Below are 15,931 nucleotides of genomic sequence, written 5' to 3' on the forward strand. Positions count from 1 at the left end.
GTTCTGTTGGCCAGTGCGGCGGTAGGCGCGTACGGTTTTTCGACGCTTGAGCTGGCGCCCATGAACAGCGCCACCCGGACGATATTGCTGTCGGTGGCAAGCCTGGCCGCCCTCACCGTCTTCACTCGCAAGTCACCGTTTATCCTCTGCCTGGGTTTGCTGGGGTGCTTGTCCGTCATTTGTGGGCAGGCAGGGCCGGTGATCGTCGTCGCGGTCTTCGGTTTGTCCGCTGCTGTGCTCGGCAGGTGGATGCTCAGCCGGCACCTTGCGACCGATTGGAGCGTCCACCTGCTGGTGGGAGCGGGTACGCTCGGGACGCTCACGGGCTTGGCGGCCTATTGGCCGATCAATTACCCCGGACTGTATGGCGCGCTGCTGTCATTGCCGCTTTTACTGGGGCACAAACATGCCATGTCGATAGGTCGCGAACTGCTGGGGCACATCCAGGCCTTCCGCACGGCACAAACCTCTATCCAAACGGCGCTCGACGTACTGATCTGCGGCTTCGCCTGCCTCTACGTCTTGGTGGCCTTCATGCCGGAGGTCGGTCACGACGCATTGGCCATGCACCTCTTCGTTCCATCACAACTGGCGCAGCGGCATCAATGGTCGTTCGACGCGAGCACCTATGTCTGGGCGGTCATGCCGATGCTGGCTGACTGGATCTACAGCATTGTCTATCTGCTCGCCGGCGAAACGGCGTCACGCTTGAGCAACAGTGCATTCACGTTGTTGGTGGCCTGGCAGATCCACAACATGACGCTCTGGGCCGGAGGCTCTGCCTCCAGTGCCCGCTGGGCAAGCCTGATTTTTCTCTCGACGCCTCTCGCCTTTGCCGAGAGCAGCAGCCTGCACATCGAGTCGGCATGGACCGCCTTCCTGCTGGCCGGGACCCTGGCGATCCTGAAGGTCTCAAGCTTCACACCCAAGCCTGGGGATCGCTTGTCGCAATTGCTCCTGGCCGGCCTCCTGCTTGGCTTCGCCATGGCGGCCAAGGCCGTGACCCTGAGCGTCCTGCCGGTCCTGCTGGTGGTTCTCTTGTGGCAGTACAAGGCCTGGGCCATCCAAGGCATCGTCAAAACGCTGCTGCTGGGCAGCGCCGGCCTGATACTGGCCGGTGCGACCCCTTACGTCTCGGCCGGGTATTTGACTGGCAATCCGGTGTTTCCGTTTTTCAATGCCATTTTCCATTCGCCGCTCTGGCCGAACATCAACTTCGAGCCGCCAGCCACTTTCGGCACTGGGATGACCTGGGACACCCTCTATCGAATGGTCTTCGACTCGCCCGAGTTCATTGAGGGGCGAGTCGGAGCGGCAGGCTTCCAGTGGCTGTTGCTGCCCACGGCCGCCCTCGCCGTGCTGTTGAGCGGCAGCCGCCAAGCCCTGTGCATTCTCCTGGTGGGTGCTGGCGCGATGTTCATGACGTTTCAATCGACGGCTTATCTGCGTTACGTGTTCCCCTCTTTCGCGCTGTTCTCGGTGATCCTCGCGCTGCCGTTTTCCCACGACAAGACCTTCCCACGCAGCCTCGCCATCGGGGCCGGTGTCTTGTTGATCCTGACCAATACCCGTTTCATCCAGGCCGCGACTTACTACGGCGAAATCAAACCCTCTGCATTGTTGAGCCAGGCAGGTCGAGAGAGGTATCTGCAGGAACGCTTGCCCATCCGGAAAATGGTCGACACCGTCAACGCCTTGAACACCAGCTATCAGCCCGTGGCGGTCTTTGCGGCTCCGTTGATGGCGGGCCTGCGCAGCGATGCCCTTTACGCGTCTTGGTACAACCTGAAATGGAAAGGTGAGTTCGAGACAGCGACGTCTCCATCGGAAGTTGCACGGCGCTTGCGCCAGCGCCAGGTCAACTGGTTGATCATCGACCTCAAGTCAGTTCCCCAGGCGCGACTCGATCTTCTGCGCAATGTGTCCACGTCATACGCCCGACTGGGTGACCTGGACCTGCGCAAACTCAACGTTTCGCACGTCGAGCACCTGCTCAACCCGGCGCTGTCCAGCCTCGAGGGATGGAACCTGACATCGCCTTCGAGCTATGACCCGTCGCGCAAGATCCTCACGGTAGACGTGAAGACGCCGGCAACACAGCGGGTCGAAGTGACACCAGGGCTGACGTACATCAACGGCGTGTCTGCGCGCTGCGCAACGACAGCCACCACGGGAAGAATCCAGGCCAATTGGATGGATGCCAAAGGTGACTTCATTGCCGCCAGCATCGAGACGTTTGAATGCACCGAGCAATGGGAGACCCATGAGATGAATGTCGTTGCCCCCGCGAATGCCACGTCCGTGATCATTTATGCGTCCGGCCATACCGACACTCCCCTGGAGTTCAAGTCACTCTCATTCAGGCAATAACGGGCGATATCGATGAATTCAAAAACAGCGCTTTTCACGGACGAACAACGCGTCGCCGTCGTCATCCCCAGCTATCGGGTCACCGCGCACATCCTCGGCGTCATAGACGCCATAGGGCCGGAGGTGTGGCGCATCTATGTCATCGACGATGCCTGCCCGGACGATTCAGGCGCGCACGTACTGGCGTCCTGTAACGACCCTCGGGTCAAGGTGCTGCCCCACCAGGTCAACAAAGGCGTGGGTGGCGCGGTCATGACCGGCTACCGGGCCGCCCTCGCCGACGGTGCGAGCATCATCGTCAAAGTCGACGGCGACGGCCAGATGGACCCGGCCCTGATACCGCTGTTCATCGAGCCGATCCTCGCCGGTGAAGCCGACTACACCAAGGGCAACCGGTTTTTCAATCTGGAGGAAGTCCAGTCGATGCCGCGGCTTCGCCTGTTTGGCAACGCCATATTGTCGCTGATGGCCAAACTGTCGACGGGTTACTGGGACCTGTTCGACCCCACCAACGGCTACACGGCGATTCACCGCGACGTCGCCAGGCTGTTGCCCCTGGACAAGGTCAGCGAGCGCTATTTCTTCGAGACGGACATCCTGTTCCGCCTGAACACCGTGCGCGCCGTGGTGGTGGATATTCCAATGGAGGCCCGATACGGCGACGAAGTCAGCCACCTCAAGATCTCGAAAATCATTGGCGAGTTCCTGTTCAAACATCTGCGCAACTTCACCAAGCGCGTGCTCTATAACTACTACTTGCGCGACATGTCCCTGGCTTCGATCGAGTTGCCGATCGGGATCCTGATGTTCTTGTTCGGCATCCTCTTCGGCGGTTACCACTGGTTCGATTCGGCGCAGAACGGCGTTGCGACACCCGCCGGAACCGTGATGCTCAGCGCATTGCCCATGCTCATGGGGTTGCAATTGATCATGGCGTTCCTCGGTTACGACATCGCCTCGGTGCCTAGCAGGCCACGACATTCCAGGCGTAGTAAAGCCACATCACTGCGGGAAGAAAACTCATTAAAGCGCTAAGGGATTTTTTATCGGACCCGTCGCTCAAGGCACTGGATGTCGATGGCATCGAGCGCCTTGATCTTCACGGCAAAGTACTGGCGCGCAAGCGGATGCTGCGCGAAGTGTTCGTGGAGTTCCACCACACGTTTCATCGCCTGGCAGCGCGCTACTTCAGAGTCGAGGGCCTTGAAGTGGAATTGGGCGCCGGCATCGCGCCCATGCGCGACTCATACCCCGAGGTACTGGCCACCGACGTTGTCTGCACCGAACAACTGGACATGGCACTGAATGCCGAGGCCATGAGCCTGGACGATCAATCGGTCAGAGCCTTTTACGGCCAAAACTGTTTTCACCATTTTCCTCATCCCGATCGGTTTTTCACCGAGTTGCAAAGGACCCTCAAGATTGGCGGCGGCGTCATTTTGATCGAGCCCTTCCACGGTCCCTTTGCCGCGTTTCTCTACAAGCGCCTGTTCAAGTCGGAAGGGTTCGACCGGCACTTCCCGTCCTGGGAAACGCCGTCGACCGGCCCCATGAACGGCGCCAACCAGGCCCTGAGCTACATCATCTTCGTACGCGACAGGCAAGCATTCGAACGCAAGTACCCTGGCCTGGAAATCGTCCATCAGGAGATATGCGGCAATTACCTGCGCTATTTGATTTCCGGCGGCCTGAACTTCCGCCAGTTATTGCCTGACGCACTGATCCCCGCGCTCAAAGTCATGGAGAAACTACTGCATCCGTTGCGACGGCTACTGGCGCTGCATCACATTGTGGTGCTCAGGAGATCGTCTTGACCTTTATCAAGTACGGCGCCATCCAACTCATCGCCTATGCCTTGGACATGGGCGCTTTCGTGCTGTTGGTCGCGCTATTCGAAGATCACCCCATCCTGGCCAACATCGCTGGCAAAGGCATCGCCGGCGTGTTCGCGTTTTTCTTGCATCGGCACTTCACGTTCCAGTCGTCCCATGGCAGCGCCAAGGCCCAAGCGGTGCGTTATTTCTCTTTGCTGGCGATCAATATCCCGGTCGCTTCGGCGCTGTTCAGCGTGGGGCTGTATTTCGTCGACAGCCCTGCCCCGGTGAAATTTGTCTGCGACGTGGTCTGCGTGGCCTTGACCTATTGGATCAGCAAACTGTTCGTTTTTCATTCCAATACGCGCACGCCCGCTGACCGAGCCGAGGGCATTTGAGGCATGAAACTGGTGATCACCGGCGCGACTGGCTACATCGGACAACGTTTGTCAGCCCTTGCGGCGGCAAGCGGGCACGAGGTCATTTGCGCCACCCGCCGGCCGTGCGCCGCCGCTCATGCCTGGCTTCCCTATGACCTGCGGGGCCCGGCCCCCGAATGCCCCGCCGGTACCCAGGCGCTGATCCACCTGGCTACCGACACTGCCCACACCGACCCGGACGAAGAACTCAGAGCGGCCCAGGCGCTGATTCGTTGTGCCCGACAAGGCTCGGCCAAGTTTGTTTTCATTTCCAGTCAAACCGCCGAGGCCGCGGCTCCCAGCGTTTATGGCCGGACGAAATGGCGCATTGAACAAGACGTGCTCGCCGCCGGCGGCACCGTGGTCCGCCCCGGCCAAGTCTATGGCGGGCCCGAACGTGGGCTCTTCGGCCTGTTGTGCGGGCTGGTTCGCCGAAGCCCGTTCATACCGGTCCTCCTGCCGGCGCCTCGGGTGCAACCCATTCATGTCGACGACCTCGCGGCCTCCATTCTGGCCGTTGTCGAGCGGGACGACATTCGTGCCGAAATCCTTAACCTGGGCGCCGCGCGACCGATTACCTTTGGCCACTTCCTGATGTCGATCGCGACGCACCGGGTCCGTGCCACGCGCCTGCCCATCCCCGTACCGGTGGCATTGCTCAGGCTGTTGCGCCGGTCACTGGGACAATCCTTGAGTATGAAACTGGGCCTGACGCGAATTTTCTCCCTGGTCCAGCTGCCACCCATGGACAGCGAGCACTCCCTGCAAGAAATAGGCATCCGGTTGCGTCCCCTTGCCCATGGCATGCACCGCTCCGGCCATGGACAACGTCGGGGCCTTCTCCGGGAAGCCGGGGTGCTCTTGAGTTATCTGCTCAAACGGCCCCCGCCAACAAGCTTGGTCATTCGCTACGCCAGGGCACTGGAGCACGCTGGCAAAACCCGACCTGCCGTCCACTCCCGCTTGTTGATGCGCTGGCCTATTCTACTGGCCCTGCTGGACGACCCTGGCCCCCAGCAGTCATCCGATGGCCAGGAGCTGGCCTGGCGCCTGCAGGTGGCACTGGGTATCGCCGAAGCCAGCCCCCGGGGCGCGCAGGTGTTTCTCGGCGCCCAGCCACCGGGCCGACTGGTCGGGACGCTGGTTGCGCTGGGCGTGGCCGTGCTCAAGGCCCTGGCGTGGAAACTGGCGGCGCTGGCGTGCCGTCCCCTTGCCCGCCAACTGCTGCGTGAAAGTGAAGCCCACCGTGACGCCTGAATTCGATGTGATCATCGTCGGCAGTGGCCCGGCCGGGACTTCGGCTGCCTACCCGTTGGTCAAGGCGGGCCTGAAGGTCCTCATGGTCGATGCCCAGGCCGACATCGGCTCACCGGTACTACCGAGTCGCCCATTCCTCGACGCACGGGCAAACGACGAGCATCAATGGAAATGGATGATCGGCGAAAACTTCCACGCCCTGAACCAACAGGAGGCTGTGTCGCCCAAGCTGAAGACACCGACCCACGCCCATGTCTTCGATGGATTCAGCGCCGGCAACCGCATCGAGACCGACCACTTCATCGGCGTCGGCTCACTGGCAACGGGTGGCCTGTCCAATGCCTGGGGCTGCGGCGTGGCGACGCTTGGCGCCAGCGACTTTGCCGGGCTGCCCATCGATTATTCCGAGATGCAGGCGTCCTACGAAACGGTCGCGCGCCGGATCGGTATCAGTGGCCGAATCGACGATGACCTGTCGAGCTACTTCGGCCTCGATGAGTGGTCGCAACCGCCCCTGCCGCTGGACGCTTTGCACCAACGCTTGCTCGATCGATACGCGCGGCGCCGACCGGCGTTTCCTGAACTGGGGTTTCGCCTCGGCCGCTCCAGGGTTGCCGTGCTGAGCCAGCCCCTGGACGAGCGCAGGGCTTGCGACTTGTCTGGAAACTGTTTGTGGGGCTGTCACAACCAGGCCCTGTACAGCGCCTCGCAAGAGTTGGGAAAGCTCAAGCAGTACCCCGGCTTCCAGCATATCCAGGGCTTTCTGGTGGACGACCTGCTGAGGCAGGACGGTTCATGGGTGATCAGTGATCGTCGTTCCGCCCGGCGTTTCTGCGCAACACGCCTGCTGCTGGCGGCGGGCACCCTGGCCTCGACCCGGCTCGCCCTCAAGCGCCTGAACCATTTGGCCCCGATACCATTGCTCTCATCGCCAACGGCGGCCTTTGTGCTATGGCTGCCCAGAATGCTCGGCACTCCAAGGGGGCCGACCTTTGGCCTGGGGCAGCTTTCGTTCGCCCTTGAGCTTTCGGCCAATGCCACGGCCTTTGGCTCGACGTTCAGCACCACAGGCTTGCCGATGAGCGAGTTCGTCAGCCGGATACCCCTGGACAAACGCCACAGCATCGAACTGCTGAAGAACCTGCTCAGCGCCTGCCTGGTGGGGAACCTTTTCCTGCCGGGGCACTTGTCCCACAACACAGCGCGCTTGCGCCCCGATGGTTCGTTGAGCGTCACCGGCCAAATCCACCCCGAGCTGCCCCGGCTCATGAAGGCTGCCGAAGCAAAGCTGCGGCGGATCTACTGGAAAATGGGCGCGCTGTTGATGCCCATGAGCTTCACCCCCGGCGGGCCCGGGGCCGATATTCATTACGCGGGAACCCTGCCCATGCACTCGGTGCCCAAGATCGGACAGACCGATAACCTGGGCGAAGTCGCGGGCCTTGGCGGCGTGCATATTGTCGACGGGGCCTGCCTGCCCAGCCTGACGGAAAAATCCCACACGCTGACGCTCATGGCCAACGCGGACCGGATAGCCCGCTCACTTGCCACAACGATAGGAAATCAGAAGGCATGACTCGTAAGGTACTTTGCATCGTCGGTACGCGCCCGGAAGCGATCAAGATGGCTCCCGTGATCAAGGCGCTGCAAGCCGAAAGGAATATCGTTTGCCGGGTGCTAGCCACCGCCCAGCACCGAGCCCTGTTGGACCAGGTACTGGAGGGCTTCGCAATCACAGCCGACCTGGACCTGGACATCATGCGGCCCGATCAGTCATTGGCAACATTGACCTCACGCTTGCTGCTTGAACTCGACGGCGTGCTGCAGTCGGAAAAGCCGGATGTCGTGCTGGCGCAAGGCGACACGACCACGGTCATGTCCGCCGCACTGGCGTGTTTCTACTTGCGCATTCCCTTTGGCCATGTCGAAGCGGGCCTGCGGACCGGGGACATCTTCAATCCGTTCCCCGAAGAAGCCAACCGGGTGATCGCCGGCAAACTGACCCGCTGGCATTTCGCGCCAACCCAGCGCGCCGTCGACAACCTGCTATGCGAAGGCGTCGACGCCAGCGCCGTCACCCTGACGGGCAACACCGTGATCGATGCCTTGCTGATGACCGCGGCACAGGACTGCGACTTGGACGTCCCAGTGGACCCCGGCAAACGCCTGGTACTGGTCACCTCCCATCGCCGGGAGAACTTCGGCGAGCCGTTCCAGGATATCTGCCAGGCCCTCAAGCGCCTGGCCGAACGCAATCCAGGCATTCAAATACTCTATCCCGTCCACCCCAATCCAAACGTCAAGGATGTCGCGCACCGCCTGCTCGGCCAGACCCCGAACATCCTCCTCTGCGCACCTTTGGACTACGCGCCGTTCATCGCGGCCATGAAGCGCTCGTACTTGATCATCAGTGATTCGGGGGGCGTGCAGGAAGAAGCCCCGGCCCTGGGCAAACCGGTGCTGGTGCTGCGAGAGGAAACCGAGCGCCCGGAGGCGGTCGACCTCGGCGTGGTCAAGCTGGTGGGCGCCAACCGGACCACCATCGTCGAACAGGCACAGCGCCTGCTCGATGATCCCCAGGCCTATCAGAGCATGGCACGCGGGGTTTCTCCCTATGGCGACGGCAAGGCCGCAGCCCGCATCGTCGAAGTCTTGAGGCAGCACTTGCAGTCATGCGGATGATCTACCTGTCGCCGGTGCCATGGGCCAGCTTCAGCCAGCGCCCCCATCACTTCGTCGACTGGTATCACCACCGGACCGGGGCAACGGTGCTTTGGATCGATCCGTATCCGACGCGCTTGCCAACACTCGATGATTTCAGGCGCAAGCCACCTGTTGCCAACCCGCAAAACACCAACGCCCCTGCCTGGTTGCGGGTCTGCAAACCCCACAGTCTTCCCATCGAACCCCTTCCCGGCTCGGCGCTGGTGCTCAAGCGGCTGTGGCGCAACCTGTTCAGGGAGGTCATGGCATTTTCCGCAGAAAAGCCTTGCATGATGTGTATTGCAAAGCCTTCGGAACTGGCCTTGCAACTGTTGGCGCGCATACCCGCAAGCCGTGCCGTCTACGATGCCATGGACGATTTTCCGGCCTTCTACCAGGGCCTGTCACGCAGGTCGATGGCACGTCGCCAGACGCAGCTCATCCAACGGGTGGATAAAGTGCTGGCATCGTCCAGCCCCCTTCGCGACAAGCTCCTGGGCATGACCGACCAGATAGAACTGGCCCTCAACGCCTGCGACATGCAGCGACTGGCACCGGTCGAAAGCCTCGACCTGGGCCCCAAACAACAAGTGATCGGCTACGTCGGCACGCTGGGTCGTTGGTTCGATTGGGATCTGGTGATCGCGCTCGCCCAGGCCAATCCTGGAAACCGGATCAAACTGATCGGCCCTCTGTTCACTCCACCGCGTCGCGTCTTGCCCGCCAACATCGAACTATTCCCCGAGTGTTCCCATGCCGGTGCGATCGCCGCCATGGCCACGTTTTCGGTGGGTTTGATCCCGTTCAAGCTCAACCGCCTGACCGCTTCGGTCGACCCGATCAAATACTACGAGTACCGCGCCCTCGGCCTGCCCGTCCTCACAACCCGCTTCGGTGAAATGGCCTTGCGAGACAAGGAACCGGGGGTCTGGATCTTGGATGAAGACACGGACCTGCGAAAAGCCGCCACTGAAGCGCTTGCCAGTCGAAGCGACCGATCAGCCATTCAACAGTTTCGTGAGGCGCATCGTTGGGCGGGCCGTTTTTCTTCGATAAACCTCACCGGTTGCGCATTGGAAACGCCGCAAGCACCCTAAATGATCCGACTGTTACTGCCCTAAAGCCGTCGACCGCCACCGCCCAGGGGCAGTCTCCCTGACCCGTCAATACGCGAAGCCCTGCCCCAGCTCACTTTCCATCCACTCCAGGAAACGCCGGACGCGGGGGAAGCTCGACTGGGCTTTCGGGAATACCAGGTGGTGGGCAGCCACAGGCGCGCTGAGCGCCTCGGGCGCCACCTCGACCAGGCTGCCGCTCGCCAGATATTTTTGCGCCAGCAATGTGCTTTCCAAGGCGAAGCCCAATCCATGACTGGCGGCCTCCAGCGACATGTACGACCGATCGAAACTCAAGGCGTAAGGCTTCTCCGGGCGCGCCAGGCCATGTTGCGCAAACCATTGCGGCCATTTGAGCAAAGTGGCTTCGGACAGCACCAGGTCGCAATTCAATAAATCGGACGCGCTGCGGATCGGACATTGTGCGAGCAGTTTCGGCGAAGCCAATACCGCGAAGGTTTCGTTCTGGACGGTGCGCACTTCATAACTGGGCCAGTTTGCAGTGCCGTGGCGGATGTCCACGTCAATCTTGTCCCGACTGAAATGCAGCGATTCGTAGGAGCACGAAAGGTTGATTTGGATGTCAGGGTTGCAGGCGCGGAACGCTTCCAGCCTCGGCATCAACCACAACAACCCGAAGCTGGGCGCCGAGTGCAGACGCAAACAGTCCAGGCTCACGTCGCTGGCCGCGCGCTCGGTGGCGACGGCCAGGCTATGGAGGATCCCTGAAACCTCCTTCAGGTATTGCTCTCCCACGGGCGTGAGCGTTACGCCTCGCGCGGCACGCACAAACAACTGCCGGCCAATCATCGCTTCAAGTTTCGCCAATTGATGGCTGACCGCGGAGGGCGTCAGGTCCAGCACTTCCGCTGCCCTGGCGACGTTGCTGAACCGGGCCGCCTGCTCAAAAGCCTGAATGGCTTTCAGCGGTGGGAGAATCAAGGGTGCATCGGCGTCGGTACGCATGGCAGATCACTCGACAATAGCTCTAATGATTGTTGAGCTTCGCCGTGAAACCTTCCAACCGCAAGCAAACGAGCGCTGAATTTTTTTCAGCACTGAATGACTTTTAGGCCATTGCTCAGCCAGGGGACCAAGACGAAGCTAAGTCATCGGTTTTTTCCGAATCGACCCAATAAAAACAAATACGAGGTATCTCCCCATGCTTCTCCAAGGCAAAGTCGCGATCATTACTGGCGCCGCATCCGCCCGTGGCATTGGCCGCGCCACCGCTACGACGTTCGCGCAGCACGGCGCCCGCGTCGTGATTCTGGACCTGGACGAATCCGCCGCACGCGATGCCGCCAACGCTCTGGGCGAAGGCCATCTCGGCCTTGCGGCCAATGTCGCCGATGAAGCGCAGGTCCAACGGGCCGTCTCACGGGCCATCGAACATTTCGGCCGCATCGACATTCTCGTCAACAACGCTGGCATCACCCAACCCCTCAAAACCCTCGACATTCGCGGGTCGGACTACGACAAGGTATTGGACGTCAGCCTGCGCGGCACCTTGCTCATGTCGCAGGCGGTGATCCCGCTGATGCGCGAGCAGCAAGGCGGCAGCATCGTCTGCATGTCTTCGGTGTCTGCCCAACGTGGTGGCGGCATCTTTGGTGGGCCGCACTACAGCGCCGCAAAGGCCGGTGTGCTGGGCCTGGCCAAGGCAATGGCCCGCGAATTGGGTCCGGACAAGGTGCGGGTCAATTCCATCGCCCCGGGCCTGATCCACACCGACATCACCGGCGGCCTCATGCAGGATGAGCGTCGCCACGCCATCATCGACGGCATTCCGTTAGGTCGCCTAGGCGAGGCCCAGGACGTCGCGAACGCGGCCCTGTTCCTGGCCAGCGATTTATCCTCGTACCTGACTGGCATCACCTTGGATGTGAACGGCGGAATGCTGATTCACTGATGTATCTGGGCGGGCCAGTGCGGCCCGTGCGGTTCTGGATCGAAGACCCCTGCCGGGCTGTTTGCCTGGCGGTCAATAAAAACAAGAGATCAGGCCATCATGACTACTTTGTCGCTCGAAGCGGTTTCGACCGTGCGCTCCAATGCCTACCGGAAAACGGCCTGGCGGCTGATGCCCTTCCTGATGCTGTGCTATTTGTGCGCCTATCTGGATCGGGTCAACGTCGGCTTTGCCAAGCTGCAGATGATGAACGACCTGGCGCTCAGCGAAACCGTCTACGGACTGGGCGCGGGGATGTTTTTCATCGGCTACTTCCTCTGCGAAGTACCCAGCAACGTCATCCTGCACAAGGTCGGCGCTCGCGTCTGGATCGCGCGAATCATGATCACCTGGGGCATCATTTCCGCGCTGTTCGCCTTCGTTGAGACCGCTTGGCAGTTCTATGCCTTGCGCTTTCTGCTCGGGGTCGCCGAAGCAGGGCTGGCACCGGGTTTGCTGCTGTACCTCACCTACTGGTTCCCGTCCTACCGGCGTGCGCGCATGACCGTGCTCTGGTTTATCGCCATCCCGTTGTCGGGCATGGTGGGCGGCCCGCTGTCGGGCTGGATCATGAACCATTTCGCCGGCGTGCACGGCTGGGCCGGTTGGCAGTGGATGTTCGTGCTCGAGGCCATTCCCACCGTCGTTGTCGGGTTGCTGGTGCTGAGTTACCTCAAGGATGGCGTGCATCAGGCCCATTGGCTGGACGACGAAGAGAAAGCGCTGGTCAGCCGTGAGCTGGCCGAGGACAACCAGCAGAAGGTCACCCATGCCTCGGTGGGCGAGTTCGTCCGGGACCGCCGCCTGTGGCTGTTGGCCGGTATTTACTTCTGCGTGGTCATGGGCCAATACGCCATTACTTTCTGGCTGCCGACGCTGGTGCGCAACGCCGGGGTTTCCAATCCGCTGCACATTGGTTTCCTGACCAGCCTGCCCTACCTTTGCGCGATTGCGGCCATGTTGTTGATCGGCCGCAGCGGCGACAAACACCGCGAGCGACGCTGGCACCTGATTGCACCAATGATTGCCGGTGCCATCGGCCTGACGCTCGCCGCGCTGCTGGGAGGCAACATCTTATTGTCCATCCTGAGCCTGTGCCTGGCGGCGTCCGGCATCCTGTCCGCCTCCTCGATGTTCTGGATGCTGCCCACGACCCTGCTCGGCGGGGTGTCCGCCGCCGCAGGCATCGCGGCGGTCAACAGCTTCGCCAACCTCGCCGGCTTCTGCTCGCCCTACCTGATTGGTTGGATCACCACGCAAACCGGCTCCAGCGCCATCGGCATGTACCTGATCACCGGCGTACTGCTGGGCGGCGCCTCGTTGGTGCTGCGCATTCCTGCCGCCCTGGTCAATCGTTAAGTCACCGGAGTTCCACCATGACTCGCTCGCTTTCACCTGCTTCAACCCTGTCCCTGGCCGACCGCGCCCACAACATTCGTCATCACGCGCTGCGCATGGGGCAGGTGCAAGGCCAAGGCTATGTCGGCCAGGCCCTGGGCGCCGCCGACCTGCTGGCGGTCGCGTACTTCCACGCCATGAGCTTTCGACCCCATGACCCTGAGTGGGAGCAACGTGACCGCTTCTATCTCTCCATCGGCCACTACGCGATTGCGTTGTACGCGGCATTGATCGAGGCCCAGATCGTTCCGCTCGATGAGTTGGAAACCTACGGCGCGGACGACAGCCGGCTGCCCATGTCGGGCATGGCGGCGTACACGCCGGGCATGGAAATAACCGGAGGCTCCCTCGGCCAAGGGCTGGGCATCGCGGTAGGCGCCTGCCTGGGCCTCAAGCGCAAAGGCTCGTCGGCTTTCGTCTACAACCTGCTATCGGACGGCGAATTGAACGAAGGCTCGACCTGGGAAGCGGTGATGTCCGCTTCGCACTGGAAGCTCGACAACCTGATCGCAATCGTCGACGTCAACAACCAGCAGGCCGATGGATACTCCAGCGAGATCCTCTCGTTCGAGCCGATCGTTGACCGCTGGCAAGCGTTTGGCTGGTTCACCCAGCGCGTCGACGGCAACGACCTGGACGCCTTGGTGACGGCCTTCGATGCCGCGCGCAACCACTCCTCCAGCGTGCCTCGGGTGATCATTTGCGATACACGCATGGGCAAGGGTGTGCCGTTCCTGGAGAACCGCGAAAAGACCCATTTCATCCGCGTCGAAGAACACGAGTGGGACCTGGCGCTGAACAACCTCGAAGAAGGAAGACACTCATGAGCAACGCCGCCAATACATCGAACGCGAAAATCGAGCCGGGCAAAAAACGCCTGACCACTTCGGCGATGATTGCCTCGATCGCGGCCGAGGGCCAAGCGACGAAACCTGCGCCATTCGGCCATGCACTGGCCGCATTGGCGGACCAGCGCCAGGACATCGTCGGGCTGTCCGCCGACCTGTCCAAATACACCGACCTGCACATCTTCGCCAAGGCCCATCCGGACCGTTTCTACCAGATGGGCATGGCTGAGCAATTGCTGATGAGCGCTGCGGCGGGCATGGCCCGGGAAGGTTTCGTGCCGTTTGCCACGACCTATGCGGTGTTCGCTTCCCGTCGGGCCTACGATTTCATCTGCATGGCAATTGCCGAGGAAAACCTCAACGTCAAGATCGTCTGTGGCTTGCCGGGTCTCACCACCGGTTATGGTCCGAGCCACCAGGCCACCGACGACCTGGCGATATTTCGCGCCATGCCCAACCTGATGATTGTCGATCCCTGTGACGCGCTGGAAATCGAACAGGCCGTGCCCGCCATCGCCGCCCACCAAGGCCCGGTCTACATGCGTTTGTTGCGCGGTAACGTACCCTTGGTGCTGGACGAATACGGCTACACGTTCGAGATCGGCAAGGCCAAGACCCTGCGCACCGGCAACGACGTGCTGATCATTTCCACTGGGCTGATGACGATGCGTGCCTTGGAAGCCGCCAAGCAACTGCAGGCAGACGGCGTCGATGTCGCGGTATTGCACATGCCGACCATCAAGCCGCTGGATGAACATACCCTGCTTGCCGAGGCCAGAAAGCCGGGACGATTGGTGGTGACCGCAGAAAACAGCTCCATCATCGGCGGGCTGGGCGAAGCGGTTGCCGGGGTCCTGCTGCGCAACGGGGTGACGCCGACGTTCAGACAAATTGCATTGCCAGACGCCTTCCTCGACGCAGGCGCGCTGCCGACACTGCATGATCGCTACGGCATTTCCACCCAGGCCGTTTGCGCGCAAATCAAAGCCTGGCTTTAACAGCAAACCGCCGGGTATCGGCGACGGGTACCCGGCGGCTCCAAGCAAAGGGGAGCGAAACCTGATGTCTGATGAATGGCTCGATCCCATATTCCGCGGTCTTGTGGCCTCGGGTGCGGAACAATGGTCGGTGGGCACGCTACCGGCCATCCGCGCCCGAGTACATTCGACCTTCAAACCCGAGCACCGCGCGCGATGCGAAGTGCGGTGGATTCCAGGCACCGATGACGAACGCCTGCGCCTGTGCGTCTACCGGCCGGAAGGCCTCGAGCCTGATGCGAACCTGCCGGCGATCCTGTCTATCCATGGCGGTGGCTTCGTACTCGGAAGCCCCGAAATGGCCGATGACTTTCTGGCCGACCTGGCCGACGAGTCAGGTGCGTACATCGTTGCAGTGGATTATCGACTGGCGCCCCAATATCCCTTTCCAGCGCCCCTCGACGACTGTTACAGCGCCCTCGCCTGGCTGTTCGAAAACAGCCAGGACCTGGGCCTGGATCCCCGACGCATTGCGGTCATGGGTCATAGCGCCGGTGGCGGGCTGGCCGCCGCATTGGCCATCATGGCTCGCGACAAAGCGCGGTATCCGATCGTCGGCCAGGTGCTCGTCTATCCCATGCTCGATCACCGCACAGGCTCGACGCAATCACCCTACCCGAGCCGCGACACAGACACATTCAGTTGGCTGCCGGAGCCCAATCAGTTCTGCTGGCAGTGCCTTCGCGGGGGCGCCCCCCTGGACGACGATCGTGTGGGTCTGTTCTCACCGGCGCTGCAACCAGACCTGCGTAACCTGCCACCGACGTTCATTTCGGTCGGTTCTCAAGATTTGTTCCTCGAGGAGGACGTCGATTTTGCAATGAGGCTGATTCGCGCAGGCGTTGCCACCGAACTTCATGTCTATCCCGGCGCGCCCCATATGTTCGACCAGGTGCCAGGGCGCATTGCGGATCAAGCGTCCCGCGACATCGTCCGGGCGCTGAGCGTTTTTCTGAGGATGAGGTGAATCGGATCCGGACCTTCAACCCAACGATGAAAACTTACGCGCCAGCGTCTAT

General features: G+C 61.4%; 14 protein-coding genes. 13 read left to right on the plus strand and 1 reads right to left on the minus strand.

Annotated elements, in window-relative coordinates; translation table 11 throughout:
• Positions 1-60: 60 nt before the first annotated feature.
• The 8 genes from M1D68_RS14170 (at position 61) to M1D68_RS14205 (ending at position 9,660) form a co-directional block, all read left to right on the plus strand.
• Complete coding sequence (locus tag M1D68_RS14170; protein WP_457967227.1) at positions 61-2,370, plus strand: phospholipid carrier-dependent glycosyltransferase; 2,310 nt, start codon at positions 61-63, stop codon at positions 2,368-2,370.
• Positions 2,371-2,382: 12 nt separating this feature from the next.
• Positions 2,383-3,405, plus strand: coding sequence for a glycosyltransferase family 2 protein (locus tag M1D68_RS14175; RefSeq protein WP_457967229.1), 1,023 nt, complete (start codon positions 2,383-2,385; stop codon positions 3,403-3,405).
• A gap of 92 nt (positions 3,406-3,497) precedes the next feature.
• Complete coding sequence (locus M1D68_RS14180; RefSeq protein ID WP_457967231.1) at positions 3,498-4,184, plus strand: class I SAM-dependent methyltransferase; 687 nt, start codon at positions 3,498-3,500, stop codon at positions 4,182-4,184.
• Positions 4,181-4,582, plus strand: coding sequence for a GtrA family protein (locus M1D68_RS14185; protein WP_420763660.1), 402 nt, complete (start codon positions 4,181-4,183; stop codon positions 4,580-4,582). The genes M1D68_RS14180 and M1D68_RS14185 overlap by 4 nt, the downstream gene beginning before the upstream one ends.
• Positions 4,583-4,585: 3 nt before the next feature.
• Complete coding sequence (locus tag M1D68_RS14190; RefSeq protein ID WP_457967234.1) at positions 4,586-5,860, plus strand: SDR family oxidoreductase; 1,275 nt, start codon at positions 4,586-4,588, stop codon at positions 5,858-5,860.
• The gene (locus M1D68_RS14195) at positions 5,850-7,436 is read left to right on the plus strand and encodes an FAD-dependent oxidoreductase (RefSeq protein WP_457967236.1); all 1,587 of its coding nucleotides are present in this window, start codon (positions 5,850-5,852) and stop codon (positions 7,434-7,436) included. The genes M1D68_RS14190 and M1D68_RS14195 overlap by 11 nt, the downstream gene beginning before the upstream one ends.
• Positions 7,433-8,542 (plus strand): non-hydrolyzing UDP-N-acetylglucosamine 2-epimerase, encoded by a 1,110-nt coding sequence (wecB, locus tag M1D68_RS14200; protein ID WP_434647854.1) that lies wholly within the window; start codon positions 7,433-7,435, stop codon positions 8,540-8,542. Before M1D68_RS14195 ends, wecB begins: the two co-directional genes overlap by 4 nt.
• A complete protein-coding gene (locus M1D68_RS14205; RefSeq protein ID WP_457967238.1) occupies positions 8,533-9,660 on the plus strand; it encodes a glycosyl transferase in 1,128 nt (375 codons plus the stop codon). Before wecB ends, M1D68_RS14205 begins: the two co-directional genes overlap by 10 nt.
• A gap of 66 nt (positions 9,661-9,726) precedes the next feature.
• On the opposite strand, the gene M1D68_RS14210 is transcribed toward M1D68_RS14205, so the two are convergent.
• Positions 9,727-10,644, minus strand: a complete 918-nt coding sequence (locus tag M1D68_RS14210; RefSeq protein ID WP_457967240.1) for a LysR substrate-binding domain-containing protein — start codon at positions 10,642-10,644, stop codon at positions 9,727-9,729.
• Between the two features lie 196 nt (positions 10,645-10,840).
• Between M1D68_RS14210 and M1D68_RS14215 the strand changes: the two genes are divergently transcribed.
• From M1D68_RS14215 to M1D68_RS14235, 5 genes are all read left to right on the plus strand, one after another.
• The gene (locus tag M1D68_RS14215; RefSeq protein WP_420763654.1) at positions 10,841-11,590 is read left to right on the plus strand and encodes an SDR family NAD(P)-dependent oxidoreductase; all 750 of its coding nucleotides are present in this window, start codon (positions 10,841-10,843) and stop codon (positions 11,588-11,590) included.
• 99 nt (positions 11,591-11,689) lie between these two features.
• Positions 11,690-12,988, plus strand: a complete 1,299-nt coding sequence (locus M1D68_RS14220; protein WP_420763653.1) for an MFS transporter — start codon at positions 11,690-11,692, stop codon at positions 12,986-12,988.
• Between the two features lie 17 nt (positions 12,989-13,005).
• Positions 13,006-13,854, plus strand: a complete 849-nt coding sequence (locus M1D68_RS14225) for a transketolase (protein WP_457967243.1) — start codon at positions 13,006-13,008, stop codon at positions 13,852-13,854.
• Positions 13,851-14,873 carry a transketolase family protein gene (locus tag M1D68_RS14230; protein ID WP_434647864.1) on the plus strand — a complete coding sequence of 341 codons (1,023 nt, stop codon included), beginning with the start codon at positions 13,851-13,853 and terminating at the stop codon, positions 14,871-14,873. The genes M1D68_RS14225 and M1D68_RS14230 overlap by 4 nt, the downstream gene beginning before the upstream one ends.
• 64 nt (positions 14,874-14,937) lie before the next feature.
• A complete protein-coding gene (locus M1D68_RS14235; protein ID WP_457967245.1) occupies positions 14,938-15,879 on the plus strand; it encodes an alpha/beta hydrolase in 942 nt (313 codons plus the stop codon).
• Positions 15,880-15,931: the final 52 nt, after the last annotated feature.

This window comes from Pseudomonas sp. R4-84 (assembly GCF_054130985.1).